This is a genomic window from Bradyrhizobium ottawaense, assembly GCF_002278135.3.
Lineage (GTDB): Bacteria > Pseudomonadota > Alphaproteobacteria > Rhizobiales > Xanthobacteraceae > Bradyrhizobium > Bradyrhizobium ottawaense.
Genome location: NZ_CP029425.2, coordinates 638237 through 658323 on the forward strand (window position 1 = coordinate 638237; position 20087 = coordinate 658323).

Annotated in this window: 16 protein-coding genes; 8 read left to right on the plus strand and 8 right to left on the minus strand. The window is 58.0% G+C overall.

All coding sequences use genetic code 11. The features are described from left to right. Window positions 1–47 precede the first annotated feature (47 nt). From CIT37_RS02970 to CIT37_RS02975, 3 genes are all read right to left on the minus strand, one after another. Complete coding sequence (locus tag CIT37_RS02970) at window positions 48–491, minus strand: DUF2924 domain-containing protein (RefSeq protein WP_095425392.1); 444 nt, start codon at window positions 489–491, stop codon at window positions 48–50. Between the two features lie 202 nt (window positions 492–693). Further along, a complete protein-coding gene (locus CIT37_RS40115; RefSeq protein WP_095425393.1) occupies window positions 694–906 on the minus strand; it encodes a helix-turn-helix transcriptional regulator in 213 nt (70 codons plus the stop codon). A 52-nt stretch (window positions 907–958) separates the two neighbouring features. Then, the gene (locus CIT37_RS02975; RefSeq protein ID WP_095425394.1) at window positions 959–1336 is read right to left on the minus strand and encodes a hypothetical protein; all 378 of its coding nucleotides are present in this window, start codon (window positions 1334–1336) and stop codon (window positions 959–961) included. A gap of 404 nt (window positions 1337–1740) precedes the next feature. Here CIT37_RS02975 and CIT37_RS40335 point away from each other — a divergent pair, with 404 nt between their 5' ends. The 4 genes from CIT37_RS40335 (at window position 1741) to CIT37_RS02995 (ending at window position 6810) form a co-directional block, all read left to right on the plus strand. Next, entirely contained in the window at window positions 1741–2532 is a 792-nt protein-coding gene (locus CIT37_RS40335) for a helix-turn-helix domain-containing protein (RefSeq protein ID WP_095425395.1), read from the plus strand. Between the two features lie 411 nt (window positions 2533–2943). Then, window positions 2944–4227 (plus strand): site-specific DNA-methyltransferase, encoded by a 1284-nt coding sequence (locus CIT37_RS02985; RefSeq protein ID WP_095425419.1) that lies wholly within the window; start codon window positions 2944–2946, stop codon window positions 4225–4227. A gap of 11 nt (window positions 4228–4238) precedes the next feature. Further along, on the plus strand, window positions 4239–4697 hold the full coding sequence (locus tag CIT37_RS02990; protein WP_095425420.1) for a phage terminase small subunit P27 family: 459 nt from the start codon (window positions 4239–4241) through the stop codon (window positions 4695–4697). A gap of 79 nt (window positions 4698–4776) precedes the next feature. Beyond that, complete coding sequence (locus CIT37_RS02995; RefSeq protein WP_095425396.1) at window positions 4777–6810, plus strand: DNA/RNA helicase domain-containing protein; 2034 nt, start codon at window positions 4777–4779, stop codon at window positions 6808–6810. Between the two features lie 304 nt (window positions 6811–7114). On the opposite strand, the gene CIT37_RS03000 is transcribed toward CIT37_RS02995, so the two are convergent. From CIT37_RS03000 to CIT37_RS03020, 5 genes are all read right to left on the minus strand, one after another. Beyond that, on the minus strand, window positions 7115–8347 hold the full coding sequence (locus tag CIT37_RS03000) for an OmpA family protein (protein ID WP_095425397.1): 1233 nt from the start codon (window positions 8345–8347) through the stop codon (window positions 7115–7117). 9 nt (window positions 8348–8356) lie between these two features. Then, complete coding sequence (locus tag CIT37_RS03005) at window positions 8357–9376, minus strand: hypothetical protein (RefSeq protein ID WP_095425398.1); 1020 nt, start codon at window positions 9374–9376, stop codon at window positions 8357–8359. 3 nt (window positions 9377–9379) lie between these two features. Continuing rightward, window positions 9380–10021 (minus strand): hypothetical protein, encoded by a 642-nt coding sequence (locus CIT37_RS03010; protein ID WP_095425399.1) that lies wholly within the window; start codon window positions 10019–10021, stop codon window positions 9380–9382. 187 nt (window positions 10022–10208) lie between these two features. After that, window positions 10209–11663 carry a hypothetical protein gene (locus CIT37_RS03015; RefSeq protein ID WP_152036316.1) on the minus strand — a complete coding sequence of 485 codons (1455 nt, stop codon included), beginning with the start codon at window positions 11661–11663 and terminating at the stop codon, window positions 10209–10211. A gap of 12 nt (window positions 11664–11675) precedes the next feature. Further along, window positions 11676–12404: a thermonuclease family protein gene (locus CIT37_RS03020; RefSeq protein WP_161966320.1), complete on the minus strand. Its 729-nt coding sequence runs from the start codon at window positions 12402–12404 to the stop codon at window positions 11676–11678. Between the two features lie 376 nt (window positions 12405–12780). Here CIT37_RS03020 and CIT37_RS03025 point away from each other — a divergent pair, with 376 nt between their 5' ends. From CIT37_RS03025 to CIT37_RS03040, 4 genes are all read left to right on the plus strand, one after another. Further along, complete coding sequence (locus CIT37_RS03025) at window positions 12781–15183, plus strand: AAA family ATPase (RefSeq protein WP_152036317.1); 2403 nt, start codon at window positions 12781–12783, stop codon at window positions 15181–15183. After that, window positions 15167–16483 (plus strand): McrC family protein, encoded by a 1317-nt coding sequence (locus CIT37_RS03030; RefSeq protein WP_095425403.1) that lies wholly within the window; start codon window positions 15167–15169, stop codon window positions 16481–16483. Before CIT37_RS03025 ends, CIT37_RS03030 begins: the two co-directional genes overlap by 17 nt. Window positions 16484–16675: 192 nt before the next feature. Further along, window positions 16676–19858 carry a TM0106 family RecB-like putative nuclease gene (locus CIT37_RS03035; protein WP_275937775.1) on the plus strand — a complete coding sequence of 1061 codons (3183 nt, stop codon included), beginning with the start codon at window positions 16676–16678 and terminating at the stop codon, window positions 19856–19858. Window positions 19859–19866: 8 nt separating this feature from the next. Then, window positions 19867–20073, plus strand: coding sequence for a hypothetical protein (locus CIT37_RS03040; RefSeq protein WP_275937779.1), 207 nt, complete (start codon window positions 19867–19869; stop codon window positions 20071–20073). The last annotated feature ends 14 nt before the right edge of the window (window positions 20074–20087 follow it).

The window sequence follows — 20087 nt, forward strand, 5'->3', positions numbered from 1 at the left end:
CGAACTGGCGAATGGCCTCGCCTGGCGCTTTGGCGATTTACGGGAGGTCATTTGCTCAGCGAATTCTTCAGCCCGAAAAAGACCCAACCATTCCATTTCGTGCCCGTGATCTGACGGGCGACCGAGGACAGGGACTTGTAGGGACGCCCGAGATACTCGAAATCGTCGTGGCGAACGGTGACGCAGTGCTCCACGCCCTCCCATTCGCGGATCAGCTTCGTGCCGGCGACCGGTCGCAAAAGCGGTCGAGCCTTGCGGTCCGCCGGCTTCTGGTCGGCATATTGCTTGGCCATGGCTTTGAGCCGCGCGGTGGTTTCCCGGCTCAGGCCGCCATAGGCCAATTCTTGAATACGGTAGGCCAACCGGCTCTCAAGGAAGCGGCGGTTATAGGCCGGCGGCTCGGTATCAAATAGTTCGCGCCAGCGGGCCTTCAGTACGGGGGCAGCGGCGCCTTTAAGGGCGGCCAATTGCGCCAGCATGGACGATTTCATGGCCGTTCTCCGTTCTGCGGAACGGGTCGACCAACGCTCTGGAAAGACGAGAAGTAAAGCGAGTTTTCCCCGTTCACTTCCGAAACTTGACTGGACTTTCGATTCATCAAGCGTGCAAGACCGCATGCCAAAATCTTAGCAATTTCGGACAAGCAATCATCACTTGCGAGGTTGATCCTCGGAGCTGAACGAACCAGCGGAATCATTGCGGTTGACCATTAGCTGCGGCGTCGCAGGTGGCTAACCAGGCATCGATTTCATGTACGAAATAGTAAACCAGGCGAGCTCCGCAGCGATGATGGGGCGGCCCGATCCCGATCATGCGCCACTTGGCGAGCGTGGATCGGCTTACGCGGAGGTACTTTGCTGCTTCAATGGCTCGCAGCCGTCGGCATTGTTCTTGATGCACCTTCATGCTCCTTGGCCACTATGATTCGTCTCGTGCCAAGGAAACTGTCAGAAGCTGCTTATAGCGTCAGGTCATACAAAGGCGCCCATTTGCTAGACTGACCCCAGCGGCTGGGATGCTCGAGTCCAATGTTTTCGAGAAATTCGGGCTCGAACAGGAAGTAGCGCCAAGACTCCTTCGGGTGCTCCATATTGCGCTCGACGCGGCAGTAGCTTGCCTTCATTGCATCTGGTCCGCCGAACGCAGGCGTGTTTCTGAGGATCATCGATGCGCATTCGTAGGCCCTTAGCCAGTCGTGTCCGTACCAGATTGACATTCTCATTGGATGCTCGAGCGCATTTGCAGGTGCGTCCGCATCCATTTTGAGCGCTTCGCTAAAGTGCTTTTGCTGAAAGCGCGCTTCTCGAACTGAATCCCAGCGCATGAAATCGATCATATCCTGTCGGCAACGGTCCAGGATGCCAGACGAGCGGCCTCGGTTCCGGGGTCGACTGGGACCCAATTGCTGGCAGTATCCTCGAGCAGCATGACTGACTAGCCAGTCGGGAACGGGTACCTTATGACGATCGCAGAAGAAAAGCGCAGCTGCTGGCGCGAGTTCGATGCCGGCATCGGTCGCCATTTGCAATTTATGGAGCTGACGCTGTTTAGGGCCGTCAGCTGCCAAGCGCGTTCGGTGCACTTCCATGGCTCGAAGCCCCCGTAATGATTCGTCATCACGATAATATTCGAGCGCCTGTGAGCAAGAATAATCCTTTTACATAGTAGTAGTCGATCTTCACAATTTCCATTCGGCACAAAGGGGCCTCTGATTGCGTCCGTAATGCAGACGGGATTCGCATGTCAGTCACTCCACTAGAGACGCTCCTCGCTCACAAGGTCATAAATCTGGCTACCGAGCTCTCGGGAGCAGAAAAGCGGGTGGCCGGGGCGCTAATTGATCATTTCAACCGTCGCACAGGACAGTGCGACCCGAGCCTCAATACGCTCGCTGATCTTATTGGCATGAGCCGTCGCACGGTTATGCGCGCGGTCGCTCGTCTGGAACGGTTGAGCCTTTTTCGGAAGGTGCGTCACGGTGGGAAGTTCCACCGCAATAGTTACGAACCAATCTGGTCCTCGTTTAGAGAGGCCGAAGATCGATGGAATGCTCGTCGCAAGTTTCGGCAGCAGAAGTTTGCGTCCCTCGATGTGTCACCTTCGACGGAACAGACGCGACACCCTGAGGGTGACGGGTATGGCTACCAAACCTATTCTAGCAATCCACTATATAAAACCTTAGCAGCCAAACGTCCTGAGGGTTCTGCCGCGCGAGCAGCGCCAGTTACGTCACGGAGTAAAGGCTTGGCGACGAAGTTGCCGAGGAAAGAGTTCGAAGCATCCAATTCTAGAGTGCCGACGACGTCTTCCGCAAACGTGGCGCGTATCGCTGCCGAACGGCGATGGAGCGATAATCTTCGATGTGAGCTGTCGACGAAGGTCGCGGTGTACGGAGCAATCGTCGATTTCATTGACGAGCCACTGCGTATTGCTGCCACGGAAGCTGAACTCAACTGTCGCGGTGCTGGGCTGCGACTTGTCCTGCAGCGTTACCGCGATAGTGCCGCGAAGATGGGAGATCGTGGTGAATAGGCAGGCCGGGGGGCGGGTCAAACCTCAGGGGCGTGTGCAAGCACAAACCGGCGCCACTCTCATTCAGGGATTTTTTTCCTGCGCAGGCAAACTTTTGGGCCTGTGGAGGGATGTATTTCGGGCGCATCACCTAACGAAGCATCTGCATGGGCTGCTAAAGACTGTAACGCTCTGAAGGTGCAAGGCATTTTCGGCGCAGTTCGTTCTGCCTCCCTCGCGGTCTGCCTCAACGTCGTAAGCAGCCGACAAAATCGACGATTATTTTCCTTCGAGGCAAGGTGAACACCAGCAGACCAGGGCAAAAAAGACGAATCAAAACAACGGCCGTGGTTTGGAAAAAACTGTCGCGAAATTCCCTAGGGGGGAGGGGTGCCCGATGACATGGCAATGTGCAAAAGGCCGAGACAAGACATGACACACGCGACGTACCCAGAAGAAGCGAACGCACGACTTCAAATCGAATACTGGCCGCTTGATCGGCTGATCCCCTACGCGCGCAATGCGCGCACCCATAGTCCGGCCCAGGTCGCCGAGATCGCCGGCAGCATTCGCGCCTTTGGCTTTTCGAATCCGATCCTCGTCAGCGAAGACGCAGATATCATCGCGGGACACGGCCGGCTGGCCGCTGCTCGCAAGCTTGGACTGAAGGAGGCGCCGGTCGTGGTCCTCCGAGGATTGACGGAGGTGCAACGCCGCCAGTTGGTGCTTGCCGACAATAGGATTGCGCTAAATTCAGGTTGGGACAGCAAGATGCTCAACCTCGAACTGGCTGACCTGTCTGCGTTGGGTGCCGATCTCGCATCCATTGGATTCAGCAAAAAGGAGTTGGCGGCAGCGCTGTCAAGGGTCGAGAGCGGCTTAACGGACGAGAACGATACCCCCTCTATCGTCGAGGCCGCGGTCTCCGGACCCGGTGACATCTGGCAGCTCGGCCCTCATCGCGTTGCGTGCGGCGATAGTCGAGATGCAGCTCTCGTCCACTCGCTGCTGGCTGGTGCTTTGCCTCAATTGATGGTCACCGATCCGCCCTATGGCGTCGAGTACGACCCGGAATGGCGTCATCGCCGCGGCGTCAACAATTCGAAGCGTACAGGCAAAATTCGCAACGACGAGATCGCCGACTGGGCGCCTACCTGGGGCTTATATCCAGGCGAAATCGCTTATGTTTGGCATGGTGCTTTACGGTCGACCATCGTAGCCGAAAGCCTTCTAAAGAGCGGCTTTTCGATTCGCGCGCAGATCATCTGGGCCAAGGAGCGCTTGGTCATGAGCCAGGGAGACTATCACTGGCAGCATGAGCCCTGTTGGTATGCGGTCCGGAAGAAGGGCAACTGGACTGGCGATCGCAAGCAAACCACCGTCTGGAATATCAGCAGCCGTGGGCAGGATGCCGAAACCAAGCATTCGACCCAAAAGCCAGTCGAATGCATGCGCCGGCCAATGCTGAACAATTCGAGTTCCGGACAGGCGGTATATGAACCCTTCCTTGGAAGCGGAACGACCCTGATCGCGGCGCAATCATGTGGGCGCATCTGCTTGGCATCCGAGATCGATCCATTGTTCGTCGATGTCGCGATTCGCCGATGGCAGGCCTTCACAGGTGAGAAGGCAATTCGTGAACGAGATGGCGCGTTCTTTGAAACGCTGGAGCAGGGGACGCAATCCGCGGGTGACGCTCGTGATCCGCTGGTGTGATCGGAACGGACATGCGTGGCCGTCGTCCAAAACCAACAAGGATCAAGGCTTTGACGGGAAATCCGGGGAAGCGTCCCCTCAATGTGCACGAGCCGCGGCCTGAACCCGCGCTACCTGAGTGCCCACCGGAACTCAATTCGGTTGCCAAGCGTGAATGGGCGCGGCTGACCGGCGAGCTTTCAAAACTCGGTCTCATAACTCACCTCGATCGCGGCGCGCTAGCTACCTACTGCGGCGCTTACGCGATGTGGGCAGAAGCGATGGAGCAGATCCAGAAGTTCGGTACGATGGTCAAATCACCGACAGGATATCCGATACAGTCACCCTACCTAGCAATTGCCAATCGACAGGCGGAGATCATGATGCGCATCGCGTCGGAGTTCGGTTTCACGCCTGCAAGCCGGAGTCGGATATCCTTGCCCCCGCAAGATCAGCTACCACTTTTTGATGGGGAGGATGGAGAGATCTGAGCGCCCTGTGGACATTCGCGCCTTTAGTGGTCAGTAATTTAGAAACGGTCGTGCAAATAAGACGGGATAAACTTTCGAGATGGTCGCATATGCGAGCTATACGGCTCAAGAATTTCTCACTTCGCCGGACGACGCAATCTTCGCCCGCCTGGTTCGAAGTGATGCAGTTTCTGGGTTCAGCCAGTTCTCTCATAAACAAGGATGGTCGTGGGGTGAAGCCGTTCGGCTTATGAAATCGGCTTGCGAACAGCTCATCGCCACTAACATACGATACTCCGATGTCGGCGTCGTCTTAGAATACCGCATCCCCCGCCGAGAAAAGCGGTTGGATGCTGCCTTCCTATTTGGCGAAACAATCGCAGTTGTTGAGTTTAAAGCAGGGAGTTCCTCCGCGACGAGCGACGCTTTGGCTCAAGTCGCCGACTATTGTCTCGATCTGGCCTACTATCACGCGGAAAGCCAAGGGCTGAAGATTGTTCCCATCGTGTGCTCAACGGAGGCCCAGTCCAGCCAGGTGGTGCCGACATCCGATGCGACGTTGATTGAGGACACACAGTGCGTCGGGGAAGCCGATTTCGCAGCGCTGCTAACTCGCATCGCGAACGACGACAGGAAAAGGCCTTCGGATAATATTTCGCGCGAACGGTGGTGCTCGAGTTCCTATCGTCCGATTCCTGGAGTCATCGAGACCACGGTGAGTTTGTTCAACAAGCACGGCTCAGACGACATCAGCGCCGCGCTGGCCGATCGCGATACGATCGATCGCTCCATGCACGCTATTGAGGGTATCGCGCGAGAGTCTCGCGAGCGGAGCCAAAAGACTTTGTGCCTTCTCACGGGCGTTCCTGGCGCCGGTAAGACGCTTACCGGACTTCGTATCGCGCATAGCCCGGCCTTTCTTCAGGCGGGTTGGCGGAGCGTCTTCCTGTCAGGAAACGGTCCACTGTTGAAGGTCTTAAAAGCCGCTTTGGCGGCAGACTATAAAGATCGTCAAGGCTGCACTAAAGCTATCGCGCAGCGACATGCCGAATCATTGCTCCATAGCGTGCATGCATACCTTGCCGAAGCGCAAAAGACCCAATCGCCGCCGTCAGAGAGCATTGTAATTTTTGACGAAGCGCAGCGCGCCTGGGATGCAGCCAAGATGCAGAAGATGGCGGCGCGACAGCGCAGCTTCGGTGCCGTGTCTGAATTGTCCTCACCTGTTACGGCGACTTCCGAACCGGCTCAGATTCTGGAAGTAATGAACCGCCATGCGGGCGGCGTCATGGTCGTGGCTCTCTGCGGAAGCGGGCAAGAGATCCATGATGGGGAAGCTGGCGTTGGAGAATGGATTGCCGCGCGAAATCAGTCCTATGCTAACTGGCGGCTCATTTGTAGCCCTTCCGCAATCGAGCGAGCGGGTGTCGACGCCGCAGGTGCGAACGCGGAGGTGTGGCCGAGTATGCATCTGAGTAGCTCAATCCGCAGCCATCGTGCGTTGGAGCATGCTGACTGGGTTGATGCTGTACTGACGGGACGTCCCAAAGATGCGCGCCGCCACATAGATCATATCGGTTTCCCGATAGCCCTCGTCAGGCGCCCGGATGATGCCAGGGCGTGGTTACGCAAGACGACCCTCGGCTCCAGGCGCTTCGGCTTGGTCGCAAGTTCGGGCTGTTCTCGCTTGAGGCCATATGGGCTCGAAGTTTCGGCCGGGTTCAGGAAGGAATTGGACTACGCTGAGTGGTTCACCGCGCCGCGAGGTGATTTGCGATCGTCATTTGCATTGGAGACCGCGGCAACGGAATTCGAGTGCCAGGGCCTCGAGTTGGACAGGGTGGCCGTTTGCTGGGGGTGGGACCTAACCGTTGGCGATGGTGAACTCCTGCCGCGGACGTTCCGCGGGACCAACTGGACCAACGTGAGGCGGCCGAGGGAGCGTGAGTACACGATCAACAAGTATCGTGTTCTTCTGACCAGGGCACGTGAGGGCATGGTGATTTGGGTGCCTATGGGAGATGAGGAGGACCCGACCAGATCGCCGTTCGAGATGGACCGGCTGGCTGATTACCTGGTCGATTGTGGCGTGCAGCCTATTCGGCAGTCGGTCGACGGCTCACTTCTTCCATAACATCTCATATCCGAGCGATGTCAGATGTTCGGGGAGAAAGTGGACGCGCCGTCAGTCCGGCTTGGCTGTCCCTTAGTGCCCGCTCCGGACATTGGCGATGCGTTTAGTCGACTCTATCCTGACCGGCGCGCGGTAATCAGGCCCGCGTTTGTCGCTAAGGCGCGAGCGAAACGCTCGACTCAATTTGGGCAGGTCGCAAGCAGCCGCAACCTGAGTGAAGCGGTTGATCTCGCGGCAAACTATGCTGCGTCGTGGATCCGGTGCAATCCTGAATGCGGTTACACGATCTCACGGATGCGATTATTCAATGCGCAATCGCGAGCGTACCCGGCGTTGGCCGGACAACGGGCGGCGCCGGCTTGGGTGATGAGGAAGGTGCCCGTGGTAGCAGGGATATGGGCGCAGGATATGCCGCACGACGTGGGGCCACCGGAGCGACAGGCGCACGGGGCGTAACGCCTGGTGCCGGAGCGGGAGGGGGCGGCGCAATGCTCGCAGTGGCCTCATGGGCGCTCGACTTCCGGAGTCGAATTTCAATACGCCGTCGCTGCTGGATGCTCGCGGGTATTCCTTCAGTCGCCAAGGTCTCGTCAGTATTCACGAGTTGAGCGCCTGAGAGTGGCAGGATCTTGTAGTTCGCAAGCTCCGCGTTTTGCTTGAGGACGCTCACGACTGCTACAGCGCGAGCCAAGCCGAGGCCGGCGTTGTCTGCCGGGATGAGTTTTCCGACGTCCGCCTTGCCTTTCAAGACCGGGAGCAGATCCCGGTCCAGATTGGACTGATGTACACCAAGGGGCTGCTCGTCGGTGTGACCGACCACCTCGACGACATCCACATCGTACTGTTTGATGTACTCAAGAACCTTGGCTGGTATTTTGGTCAGAAGGCTTTCACGGAAAGGTGCGGAAAGATCAGCGCTGCCGCTCTTGAAGAAATTGCCGTCGGCCTCGCTGAGGCTGATGATCGGCGGCCACAGATGGCCGGCCGAGCCTCCTGCCGTGGTAGTACGGTTGAGCGCGTCGATGATGGACTTTGTTGATAGAGGAGGCTCGCCCGGTTTGGCTAGCGCACGGCTGATTGCCGCCATAGCGCTTGCATCCGTGACCGCTTTGTCGACATCGATGCCGTTGGCATTGAGTGTTTTGACCTGCTCAATACGGTCGCGGAGCTCCTTTAGCGTCAGACCGGACTTTTGGAGTTCGTCGGCGGTTGCGCGGCCTTCAACCAACTCCCGCCAGTACTGATCGATTGCTTGAGGATTGCCGCTTCCGGCAATAGCCTTGAGCTTTTCGACGAGCGCCTCATTCTTGCTCAGCGTCTGAACCAGGTCCTGACTGCGTTGATTATCGGCAAGCAGCTGCTCGATGCGCTTGTCCGCCGCAGCGCGCTTCTCCTGCTCCTTCAGGATGAAGGTCGCCATCGCCATGAGCAGGCAGAACACCAGGAGAAGCATGATCTCCGCCATCGTCAGGCCGAGGACCAAGCCTTGCCGGTACGAGGAACCCTGCCTGGTGATCTGGCCGTTCAAGACTGACATGGTTGCCGCCTAGGTGTTGTGCCCCCGGCCGGCCCAGGGGCCGGTCGCATACCGCTCCGCATTCTCCGCGCGGATTTCATTCATCAGGCCATTTAGCGCTGCCGCAAGAGCCTGCGTCTGCCGCAGGTTCTCATCCATTGCCTTTGCCTGTGTCTCGGCACTCTTGTTAAACGAATTTACGGCGCGCGAAAGGCCTTGGATCATCGGCGCGAGCTTGATTTCGATAATCTGCTCGGGCGTCTGCAGTGACGTCAACTTGCCGACGACGGTGTCGATGGCCTTGATCATGGCTGCCGTGCTTTTAGATAGCCGATCCCCTTGCTCTTCCAGCTGCTTGGACATAGCCTCGAACGTTCTCGTGGCGTGGCTGTTCATCATATTGAGAGCTTCGCCGGAACGCTTCGACGCATCTTCAAGAGGCTGGCGGGCAGTAACGGCGAAATCCTTGATCTCGCCCGCCAGCTCTTTACGGGTCTCCCCAAGCGTCTCTTTCAGCTCATCGAGCGCATCGCCCAAGGATTGCTGGGTCATCCTGCGAAAGGAGCTGAACTCAAGGATGGTGCTCTCAAGCTCGACTTTCACCTTGCGGGAGGCCTCGGCAAGCTCCAGGCGCGCCGTCGCCTCAACTTCGATCGGGTCGCGGCGCATCTGATTGAAGAAGATGCGAAGAGCGACGCCGGCAATCGTCGAGGCGATGGCGATGCCGAAATTCTTGACGATCTGCTCGGATCCCCCCTCGGGGGAGAACTGATAGAGCGACACGCCGAGGCTGGTCAGGGTGAACAGGAAGCCCATATAGTACAGATTATCGCCGGACTGGTCGTCTCGCAGGCGAAAGAGCCGCGCTAGTCCGAGAAGGAGCGCGTACCCGATCATGATCAGGACCGGCACTGTCGTCACCAACTGAGGGGCGAAGTCGTGCAGCTTTGAAAAGACAATGTATCCGCTGCCTGCCAGCACCACCGCGAAGAACAACAAGCCGCTCAGCAAGCCTGGTGGCAAAAGCCTGTCCTTATTGTCGACCGCCATCAGCTATGCTCCCTGCAGGCGCTTGAGGCTGCCGACCAGACCGCGATTGTCAGAGATCCATTCTCGCCAGAATCCCATGAGCTGCGTGTCATCCACAACCGGTTTGCCGTTGATCTGGCGGCTGACTAGCCGCACGAAGACCGTCGCATCATGAAGCTCGGTCCGGTACTTCAGGTACGCGGGAGATTGCCTAAAGCGTTGATAGGACAGGTCGCCGGATCGGGGATACTGGCTGTAGTCCTTTGTGGACTCAATCATGTCGGAGATGACGTAGAGCGTTTTCTTGATGTTTTGCCTGGCGGTCCCGGAAAACTCGCTGATCGCGATATCCTGGATCGCACCCATGATCGGCGAGGCGGAGGCCCGGGCCGGCGTGACGCTCTTGTCGATCGCCTCTAGTGCGGGCTTGCGGAAACTCTCGATCCAGCGCTGACGCGCCACCTCGATATTGTTGGTCCACTCGCTCAGGCCCGCCCCGTTGCCGGGATTGCACTTGGCGAACAGCGAGCGGCTGCGCAGACCGCCGACATCTAGCACCCGGATATCGAGCTTGTGGTACGGCGGCAGCGTGGTGACGATCTCCTCCAGAAGTCCGAGAACCTCGCGCCGGGTGGCGTCAGGCAGATCATCCGACGTGTCGATCAAGACGACCGTAACGCCGCGAGGCCCATCGACTGGGCATAGGGTCTGTTCTGCGACAGTCGGTGGCCGCTCGGTGAAGAACGCGAAATAGGCCAACCCCGCCCCACACGAGACCGCAACCAGAAAAAGAACGATACCGAGGTATCCTGCCCAACCGATGCCGGGCGAGCTGCGCCGCCTGGGTCTGGGTCTAGCCACTCTTGTTGCCCTTCTCCGGAAAGAACTGGTCGATTTCGCGGTATGACCGCATCGCCCGCTCGAAGGCCTCATTTATGGCATTAATCTGGTCCTTCAACAGACCTTGGGTCTCCTCGATCATTTGGCGAAGCCGATCGCGCGCGGTCGAGTCGGGCTCGGCGTTTGCATAAACGATGCGCTCCAGGACGAACGGTCTGCTAAATGAGGCAGGGGGAGGAGTTGATCGGGCCTTACGGTTCGCCTCGCGGTACAGGCCCAACAGTGTGCGGCCGGCCATCTCAATCTGGTTTTGCTGCTGAACGAAGCGCTGATTGAGTCGGCTGCGGCCCTGGAGAATCGAATCGTATTCGGCTCGCCGCTTTGAAAGGTCGGTCGACGCCGCGTTCATGACGTCGGTGGCATCCTGCCGGATGTCTCTGAGCCGCTCGATCAGGTCGCTCTTGAGATCCGTGAACTGCTTGCTGGCGTCGTTCCAGCGTCGCTCAAGGCCAGCATAGCCGATGTAAGGATCAAAGAACGTAAGACCGTCCGCCATCGCGACCAGCGAGAAAACCAGGCCGATGCTGATGAACACCCATGAATTGACGTCGGTCAGATCGAAAGGCGCCGTCAGGAGGCGGTGCAAGACATCTTGGCCGACGTCGCCGCCCAGGTTTGGCTTCATTTCGCGCAGATGCGCGAGGGTTAGGTTCAGCGTACCCGCGAAGGCGAGGTAGCCGACAAAGAAGATCGCGCCGATCAGCTTGAGCAAAAAATTGCGGTGGAAGATCGGCCTGATAAGGACCAAGCCCCACAGGAAGCTCGCAAGGATGTTCAGGGCGGCAAAGGTTGCCGCCTGGATCGCCGCGCCGATATAGCCGCCCATGTTGGCCTTTGCCAAGAAGCCCGCGTTGACGGCGACTTCGATGACAAAAAGAATGGCGAGCAATCCAACCTTCAGGATGATCTTTCCCGGAGTTGCCAGCCGGGCAGGCCGCTGCAGGCGGTGCCGCTTGCGGAACGCTTCACGCTCCAACTCGGATTCATGGAGGCGGCGGCGGTGGACGAACAGCTCGTCACGTCCCATGGTCGCTTCCGCTTCGAAATCGCCGACGGCTTCCGGCGCGGTCTGCTGGATGATCGCGAAGCGTTCCTCGAAGCTGAGCGAGGTCAGCCGTTCGTCGTAGGTATGCAGATGATCCTGATAGACCGAATGGGAATCCTGTTTGTGGGCCTCTACCCGTTCGATGATGAGGTGCTCGACGTCGTCCAGGGTTTGCTCGTCCGCTCCGGGCCGGTTCTGCGAACCGCGCTCCTTGCCGAGATTGATGAGCCTTAGCTCGTCCGCGACGCGGTCGACGTTCAGATCGACGAAGACGGTTGTGGCCGGATGATAGTCGTGCGGCGGCTTGTTAAGCACGGCCCATAGCCGCGCGATAGGGGAAAGCCGGGTCTGGGAGCGGTCCATTGTGGTTCGCAACTAAAGCTTCGATTTACGGCAGCCGGCGGCCTGTGCTTCGGCCTCTGTGCAGAACCAGCGGTGCGACGAGCTCGGCTGCATGTTCAGCCGGTCGTAAAAGCGGCCGCCCGGGACGTGATATATGCATTGCGGCGCGCTGCTCAAATTACCTTTTATCAAACAATTGCCGGAAGGCGGCGCCGGATTAGCTGTCGAATTTGAGATCAAGGCGCGCTGGGCCATGGTGGGGACGGTAAGTGCACCCATTATTACCGTCAAATTGCTGCGATGGCGCCAATCCCACGGCGCGATGAACGCGCCGCTCCAAAGCCCGCGCTGATGTTCGCGTGCCAAATCTTCGTTGGCCACGTACTCCGTGGAATATCTTCGAAACGCCAGAGCCCAGCCGTTCTGGACAAGCCAGCGCGATACGTTCTCGCCCCCGACCGTGCAGGAACCCAAGGATCGCCTGTAGATGTCCGTGCCTGTCAGCTCGCAAGACCACTCGCGGTCTTTGCTGAAGGTCCGCAGCCGCTCCCGCGCTTCGATGCCGCATGTCCATGTCTTGCCCGCAGCATCGAGGCAGACCTGATCAGTCTCCGGAGCGTCGATACCGTTGAACCGGATCTTGGTCTGGCCGATGTAAACGGTATCTGCATCGACGATTTGCGGTACGCCGCGCACCTGCCCGGCGCATGCGGCATGCACGCTGATCAGGAAAAGGGCCGCGACAGCCAGCCAACACCGCAAAGATCCCCCCTTTTTGCACCGATCTTCGATAGTTAACAGTCTATTACACTTTTTAAGCGAATGGCGAGGGAAGTGCGCTTGCGTTGCTGATATGGTTAATCGCCCGCGTGCGGGGGCTTGCTTGAACCCCATCTATAGGTCAGCTGCTTCAGCAGGTGACCTGTAATCTCGATTGGCCCAACTCGGCCCTTCGGCCCTCGTGTTTGTAGGTCTGCTGAAGACGTCGAAGCGAATGTCGGCCGGTGGCTGACTTCTTCCATAGCAACTGTTCTCGGCACAGATACGATCGAAAGTAGCAAGCGTTCTCTAAGCTGATGCGAGGCCGCAGCGCCACCACCAGAACGATCCAGAGTCGGACCGTCCAGGACGGTCGAGGGTGGACAGCCCGGCCTCGACTCTGTCACAACATCTCGTTGTCATGGGAGCGTCAGAAAATCCGATGGATGGGCAACCAATAAACGATCGGCTTTTTGCGGATCTTCATCAAATCAAAGATCGGTGCCAGGCCTCGGGCGACATAATCACGACCGAACAGCACGACCAATACATTCACACTTTCAGCGAGCGATTTGGTCCGGACGTACTTCGCGGTTTGGACGGCGAAGCGTTGTTGCTGGCGATGCACGGTCGCCGTGACAGTGACGCGCGCTGCCTGAGTTATTGGTTAGAGTTCAAGAATGACGAAACGTTCGTAACAAACGCATTTGGCGGCATTGGCGGAGGGGCGGCACTAAAATTTGGTGTGTATCAAAGACCAACGGATGGAGCCTGGATTGGAGGCAAAGGGACAAGCCCGAAGGCGATCGGCATGGACGAAGCGATCCAGATCGCGCGTCGCCAACGTGACGAATTGATTGCCGGAGATAGGGTGTTGAGCTCTCTGACTTCGATCGACCACTCCGACGAAGTTTACAATCAGTTGCAAGGGCTGATAGAGGCCGCCGCACCGGATCTAGCCCGCGATGGCTGGGCGCATAAATACTGGTTCTTGGCGCATCCCGACAAGCTAGATGACTATCATAGCCCACGTTACCAGCGATTTCATCTCTACAAGCTGCTGCAGATGCCGCCGGACCAGGCGGGCATACTCGACGCGGGAGCACCACGATTCCTCTGCGCCGGTCGGTTTGTATCCATTGCTCGGCGTCTAGGCGTTCCGGTTAGCGTGTTGACTTCGGCATTAAATAAAAGAACGGGCGGATTTCATCGGTACTGGCGAATTGGTACGACCGAAGGAAGCTCCGGTGATAGCCAGTGGTCTCCGATGCGCGACGGCAATTACGTTTCCATCGGCTGGCCAGATACGGTCCCCGACCTTTCTTCTTACATTGGAGAAGAAAAGGTCACCCTCAAAGATCGGATAACGGAGTGGTTGATTCCTGCTTATGCAAATTCCGGAGTAGCTTCTCGGAAAGCGGGCGAGATCGTTAAGTTCGCCCGTGACATGGCAGAAAATGATCTCATCCTCGCATGCGAAGGGCAGACGGTTCTCGGCATAGGACGGGTTATTGGGCCCTATGAATATGAGGGCGGCCTCCGATTCCCCCATAAACGTCCAGTTAAGTGGCTACTGCTTGATTCCTGGCAGCTGCCTCAGTCTGAGGGGCCGCGCACCACGGTTTATGAGTTGGGCAAGAACGGCGAGAACTTGCTCGCACTTGAACGTAGACTGTTTGATGGTGGAACTGGCTCATCTGGTGTCCCCGAGACTCGCAATCGGACAACCGTCAGTGTTACGCCACTGCCTGAGCTAGATTCGTTCGCGGCAAGAATAGACGGCATCTTGCGCCGGAAGGGGCAAGTGCTGCTCTATGGTCCGCCCGGCACAGGAAAAACTTATCTTGCGCATCGAGTAGCAAACGATCTCGCCGCGCGGCAATCATTCCGTAAGCCTTACTCCCAGCTTTCAGAAGCAGAACGGGTGCAAGTTTCTGGTCCACAAGGCTTAGTGAGAACGTGCACCTTTCATCCTGGTTACAGCTATGAAGATTTCATAGAAGGATTTCGTCCGAACACTGTTGCTGGACAAATGGTCTTTGAACGACATGCGGGAATCTTCAAGCAATTGTGTGCTGAGGCTGAGAAGGCCGGCGACAAGCACTTCTTTCTCATCGTTGATGAGGTAAATAGGGGTGACGTGCCTAGAATCTTTGGCGAGCTGATAACACTGCTCGAACATGACAAGCGAGACAAACCCGTTACGCTTGCGAGCGGTACAAGTTTCTGCGTTCCGTCGAACGTTTTCATTGTTGGCACTATGAATACAGCGGATCGGTCGATTTCGTTACTCGACATAGCTTTGAGAAGGCGCTTTGGGTTTGTTGAGCTGATGCCTGACAGCTCCCTTCTCGACAAACGAGCGGTCGGCGATCTGCCTCTCGGCGCTTGGCTTGACACGCTCAATTCACGGTTGCGCAGGCACCTGAAGCGAGACGCACGAAATCTTCAGATTGGTCACGCCTATTTGCTAGGTCACCCGATCACATCCGTAGCGGAGTTCTCGCGTGTGCTTCGGGAGGACATCATCCCGCTCGTCGAGGAGTATTGTTACGATGATTTTGGTACATTGAGTGAGATACTGGGGCCAGGCCTTGTCGACGTTAAAGGTGGGCGTATTCGGGATGAAATTTTCGATCCGAAGAATGAGGATAGTCTGGTTCAGGCTCTTACTTACGAAGAAATGACGCTTACCCTAGTTCAGAAGGGTGATCAGAATACCGATGCGGAAGATGCGGTTGAATTGACTTCCGACGAAGTAGACGATGCTGAAGCGTCTTGATCCTTGCAGGAATATTGAGCCTATCGTGATGAACGAATGGGCTTCTTGTGACCCGACCTCGCGCCCTCAACTCATGGGCACGACATTCAGAAGTAACCCAGAGGCTCAAAAAACAGCGGACGTGCTTCGAAGCTGCGTCGATATTCGAGAAGGATACAGAGGGCTCGAAGTATCGACTACATCTTTCGTGGGGCACGTAGCTGTAGGGCCACTTCGGATTACGATCAATCCAAAGATATCAGGTACACCCCTCGCAACGCTTCTTCAGTATGCCTATGGACTGCGCGACCTACGAATGCTCGGAGATGCAGTCGCCCCCACCGCAAAGTTAGGATTCCGCGATATTCTGATTGCCTTACTCGTAGCAGAAATTGAGGAGTTATCGCGCTCGGGCCTGCTGCGGCGGTACATTCCCGTTTCAGAGAAGCTGACAAGTCCTAGGGGACGTATCCTTGTTGGAAGCATAGCATCCCGCGGCGGTATCATCGATGGATCGGTGCCCTGCCGGCATTTTCATCGTCATTCCAATTGGAAGCTGAATCAAGTTCTTCGGTCTGGGCTCGAGCTTGCTGGAAGCATGACAGCAGACCGCGAATTATATTTGCGTGTTAGGAGGGGGATCGACGCGTTCCATGAGGTGGAAGCACGACCAAGCCTGCACCAAAGGGATCTCGATGAGGTCGAGCGTGGGCTGACGCGTCTTACCGCAACGAGTAAGCCTGCCTTGCGTCTTATCCGGCTGCTCCTGGAAATGCATGGCACTTCATTTGATGTCGTTGCGCCTGCCCATCTTATTTCCGGTTTTCTTTTCGACATGAACCGTTTCTTTCAACTTCTACTGTCACGATTCTTAGGCGAAAATCTCGTGGACGAGTCCATTCGGGATGAGTATGTCGCTAAAGACGTTTTCGCATATGCGGCTCATGGAAATCCCAGGGGGCGGCCTCTGCCTCGGCCGCGACCAGACTTTGCCCTGTTCAGAGCTAAAAAGTTGGTTGGATTCCTCGACGCGAAATACCGCGACATTTGGCAGAAGGGGTATCCCGCTGAGTGGCTCTACCAGCTGTCCGTGTACGCGTTAGCGTCTCCAAATCAGCAGAGCATTATTCTGTATGCGACGACATCTCCGGAAGCGCGCGACGAGCGGATTGACATTCGTCATCATTCGCTCGGAAGTGCGGGATCTGTAGTCATGCGCCCTGTAGAGCTGCAAACGCTTGCCTGTCTGGTATCATCCTCCGAGTCTCCGCTGGCGCGTAAGCAGCGCACCGCTTTCGCTCGGTCTCTGATTGCCTTTTAGCGACGCCCTGCGGCACGTTCCATAACATCGGATGTGCGAACGCGCGGCTGTCCCTGTCGACACCCTCGCTGGCACGCCGCTGCGTTCGGCGGTTGCGGCCCGGACGCGAAGCTCTTTCGCGTTCGTTCGAAGGCCTGTATCGTTGTTGCGGAAGCCGTGTCCCCAGGGCCCGGCGGCATTCTCGGGGGATGGATGCAGAAGAACGGTGCGGCGATCGTCTTCAGCGCTGGCGACCTCATTGGGCATCTGAATTGTCATTACCTCACACACCTCGACCTTAAGGTCGCCGAGGGCGAACTTGCCAAGCCAAAGCTCCGCGATGACCCGGCCCTCGATGCCCTGGTGGAGCGCGGCAAGATCCATGAGCAGGGTTTTGTCGACCATCTCGCCAAGCAGGGCGGGACCGTCGCCGCCATTGCCGGCGTTGGCATCGATTACGCCTCGGTTGTCCAGACGCGGCAGGCGATGGCGCGCGGCGACGCGGTGATCGTTCAGGCGGCTTTACGGGATGAGAATTGGAGCGGCCGAGCCGACGTGCTGCGTCGGGTCGAGAGCCCGAGCGGTTTGGGTGCCTGGTCATACGAGGTTACCGACACTAAATTGGCTCGCGAAACAAAGGGCAACACGGTCCTGCAGCTGAGCCTCTACTCGGATCTATTGGCGACCATGCAGCAGAAGGTCCCGGAGACCGCCCATGTCGTGACGCCCGGGACGGAGTACCTGCCGGAGGCCTACCGCGTGGCCGATTTTGCGGCGTTCTATCGACGCATCAGGCGAAGCCTGGAGACATTTGCGGCTTCGCCTCTGCATGACAGTCTCTATCCCAACCCGATCGAGCACTGCGAGGTCTGCCGATGGCGTGAGCCCTGTGCTTCGAGGCGGCGCGCTGACGATCACCTTTCGCTTGTCGCAGGAATCACCAAGACCCAGATTGAGGAACTGGCCCGGCGAGGCGTGGGCACCATGGCCGCCCTTGCCACGCTGCCCATCCCGCTGCAATGGCGGCCTGATCGGGGCAGTGCGCCAAGCTACGAGAGGGTGCGCGAACAAGCCAGACTCCAGGTTGAAGGCCGCGGAGGGGGCCGGCTCCTTCACGAGGTGCTACCGCAGGTGCCGGAATTTGGTTTGTTCCGGCTGCCCGAGCCTTCGGCCGGCGACATCTTCTTCGATTTCGAGGGCGATCCGTTCGTGGACGGCGGCGGGCTCGAGTTCCTGTTCGGCTATCTCTATGCCAACGACGCCGGCATGGAAGCCTATGTCGGCGACTGGGTCACGACACGGCAGCACGAACGGGCGGCGTTCGAACGTTTCATCGACTTCGTCACTGAGCGGCTGGCCAAGCACCCTGGCTTGCACATCTATCACTTCGCCCCCTATGAGCCAGCCGCGTTGAAGCGCCTGATGGGACGGTACGCGACGCGCGAGGACGAGGTCGACAACCTGCTTCGGGCCGGCGTGTTCGTGGACTTGTACGCCATTGTCCGGCAAAGCATCCGCGCCAGCGTCGAAAGTTACTCGATTAAGAAGCTGGAGCCGCTGTACGGGTTTGACCGCACCGTCCCGCTGATCGATGTCGGCGGCGCCATGGCGCGGGTGCAGGCCTGCCTCGAATTGGCCGACGCCGGCGGAATTGACGCGGGGGATCGGGTCGCCATCATCGGTTACAACCGCGACGACTGCGCCTCGACGCGCGCTTTGCGGGACTGGCTTGAGGGGGTGCGCGGCGGGCTAATCGCGCAAGGGAAGGCGATCGATCGGCCGCAGCCGAAGGCTGCCGAGATCGGCGAGGATCTAAGCGCTTGGAAACGCCGGGTCGCTGGGCTTGTGTCCAGGTTGACCAGCGACGTTCCGGACGATGTGGCCGAGCGCAGCGCAGAGCAGCTGGCCCGTTGGTTACTGGCTCATTTGATCGATTTCTTCGGCCGCGAGAACAAGGCGGTGTGGTGGGAGTACTTTCGGCTGAGTGACTTGTCAGCGGAGGATCTCTTGTATGAGCGCGCCGGACTAGGAGGGCTGACGTTTCTCGGCAGTTTTGGTGGGACCCTGAAGGCTCCGATCCACCGCTACAAGTTCACGGTCCAGGAGACCGACGTTCGTGCAGACGACGATTTGAAAAGTGTTGGCGGCGACAAGCTTGGCAAGGTCGTCGCGATTTGCATTGATAACAGGACGATCGACATTAAAAAACGCCAGGACTCGGCAGGCGTTCATCCCGAAGCTGCGTTCGCACACAAGTTCGTCGATAACCAAGTTCTCGCAGAATCGATCTTCAGGATCGGAGAATATGTGGCCGATCATGGGATCATTGGGCCGGGCGCATATCGTGCTGCTCGCGACTTGGTGCTCAAAGTCGCTCCAAGAATTCGTGGGCAGCAGTTGGAGCAGCCTGGCGAGCCGCTGCTGGCGGCCGCGATGCGCGCCGCGCTTTCACTTGATCAGAGCGTCTTTCCGGTGCAAGGGCCGCCTGGGGCAGGCAAGACCCATGCCGGCGCGCGCATGATCTGTGCGCTCGTGCGCGACAACCGGACAGTCGGCGTAACGGCCAATAGCCATAAGGTCATTCGCCACTTGCTCGATAAGTCGCTGGAGGCGGCTGCCGAGCAGAAATTGGTAACTCAATGCATTCAAAAAGTCAGCGATGAGCCGGCATCTCTGCCAGGACTTCAACTGACTACCAAGAGTCCAGAGTTTATCGACGGGCTCGGTAATGGCTACCAGGTTGGTGGTGCTACCAGCTGGTTTTGGGCGCGTCCGGATGCGGCGGGCATTGTAGATGTTCTGTTCGTCGACGAAGCAGCGCAGATGTCGCTAGCAAACGTGTTAGCCGTGTCGCAGGCGGCCGAGAGCATTGTCCTCCTCGGCGATCCAAGGCAGCTTGAGCAGCCGATGCAAGGGAGTCATCCGGATGGCGTTGCGACATCGGCGCTTGACCACGTCCTGGGTGAGCACGCAACGATCGAGGCTGGCCGTGGGCTTTTCCTTGGAGAAACCTGGCGCTTGCACCCCGATATCTGTGCCTTCACGTCCGAGCTGTTCTATGAGGAGCGCCTCCGCTCGCGACCCGGCTTGGAGCGGCAGGAAATCAGGTCATCGAGCCGAGTGAATGGGTCCGGCCTTCGCTATCTTGCCGTGCAGCATGAGGGTAACCAGAATTCCTCTCCCCAAGAGGCAGACGAGATCAAAAGGCTCGTCGATGAAATCCTGGGGAGCGACACCAAGTGGGTCGACGGTGAAGGGAAGGCGGCTTTGATCGGATTGGCGGACATCCTGATCATCACTCCCTACAACGCGCAGGTGTTCGAGCTTCAGGAGCGATTGCCGGGCGGCGCATCGGCACGGTTGACAAGTTTCAGGGACAGGAGGCACCGATCGTGATCTATTCGATGACTACCTCTTCTCATTCCGACGCCCCACGCGGGATGGAGTTTCTCTATAGCGCGAACCGGCTGAACGTGGCCACGTCGCGTGCGAAGTGCCTCTGCATTATGGTTGCCTGTCCGCGTTTGTTCGAGGTCGAATGCCGAACGCCCCGCCAGATGGTGTTGGCAAATGCCTTCTGCCGCTATTTGGAGTTAGCCCTTCTCTTATAAGACACAAATCTTGA

What these genes read in the sequence shown, in the direction of transcription:
- CIT37_RS02970 (WP_095425392.1), bottom strand. Translation starts at nt 491, where the DNA reads ATGAAATCGTCCATGCTGGCGCAATTGGCCGCCCTTAAAGGCGCCGCT.
- CIT37_RS40115 (WP_095425393.1), bottom strand. Translation starts at nt 906, where the DNA reads ATGAAGGTGCATCAAGAACAATGCCGACGGCTGCGAGCCATTGAAGCA.
- CIT37_RS02975 (WP_095425394.1), bottom strand. Translation starts at nt 1,336, where the DNA reads ATGATCGATTTCATGCGCTGGGATTCAGTTCGAGAAGCGCGCTTTCAG.
- CIT37_RS40335 (WP_095425395.1), top strand. Translation starts at nt 1,741, where the DNA reads ATGTCAGTCACTCCACTAGAGACGCTCCTCGCTCACAAGGTCATAAAT.
- CIT37_RS02985 (WP_095425419.1), top strand. Translation starts at nt 2,944, where the DNA reads ATGACACACGCGACGTACCCAGAAGAAGCGAACGCACGACTTCAAATC.
- CIT37_RS02990 (WP_095425420.1), top strand. Translation starts at nt 4,239, where the DNA reads ATGCGTGGCCGTCGTCCAAAACCAACAAGGATCAAGGCTTTGACGGGA.
- CIT37_RS02995 (WP_095425396.1), top strand. Translation starts at nt 4,777, where the DNA reads ATGGTCGCATATGCGAGCTATACGGCTCAAGAATTTCTCACTTCGCCG.
- CIT37_RS03000 (WP_095425397.1), bottom strand. Translation starts at nt 8,347, where the DNA reads ATGTCAGTCTTGAACGGCCAGATCACCAGGCAGGGTTCCTCGTACCGG.
- CIT37_RS03005 (WP_095425398.1), bottom strand. Translation starts at nt 9,376, where the DNA reads ATGGCGGTCGACAATAAGGACAGGCTTTTGCCACCAGGCTTGCTGAGC.
- CIT37_RS03015 (WP_152036316.1), bottom strand. Translation starts at nt 11,663, where the DNA reads ATGGACCGCTCCCAGACCCGGCTTTCCCCTATCGCGCGGCTATGGGCC.
- CIT37_RS03030 (WP_095425403.1), top strand. Translation starts at nt 15,167, where the DNA reads ATGCTGAAGCGTCTTGATCCTTGCAGGAATATTGAGCCTATCGTGATG.
- CIT37_RS03035 (WP_275937775.1), top strand. Translation starts at nt 16,676, where the DNA reads ATGCAGAAGAACGGTGCGGCGATCGTCTTCAGCGCTGGCGACCTCATT.
- CIT37_RS03040 (WP_275937779.1), top strand. Translation starts at nt 19,867, where the DNA reads ATGACTACCTCTTCTCATTCCGACGCCCCACGCGGGATGGAGTTTCTC.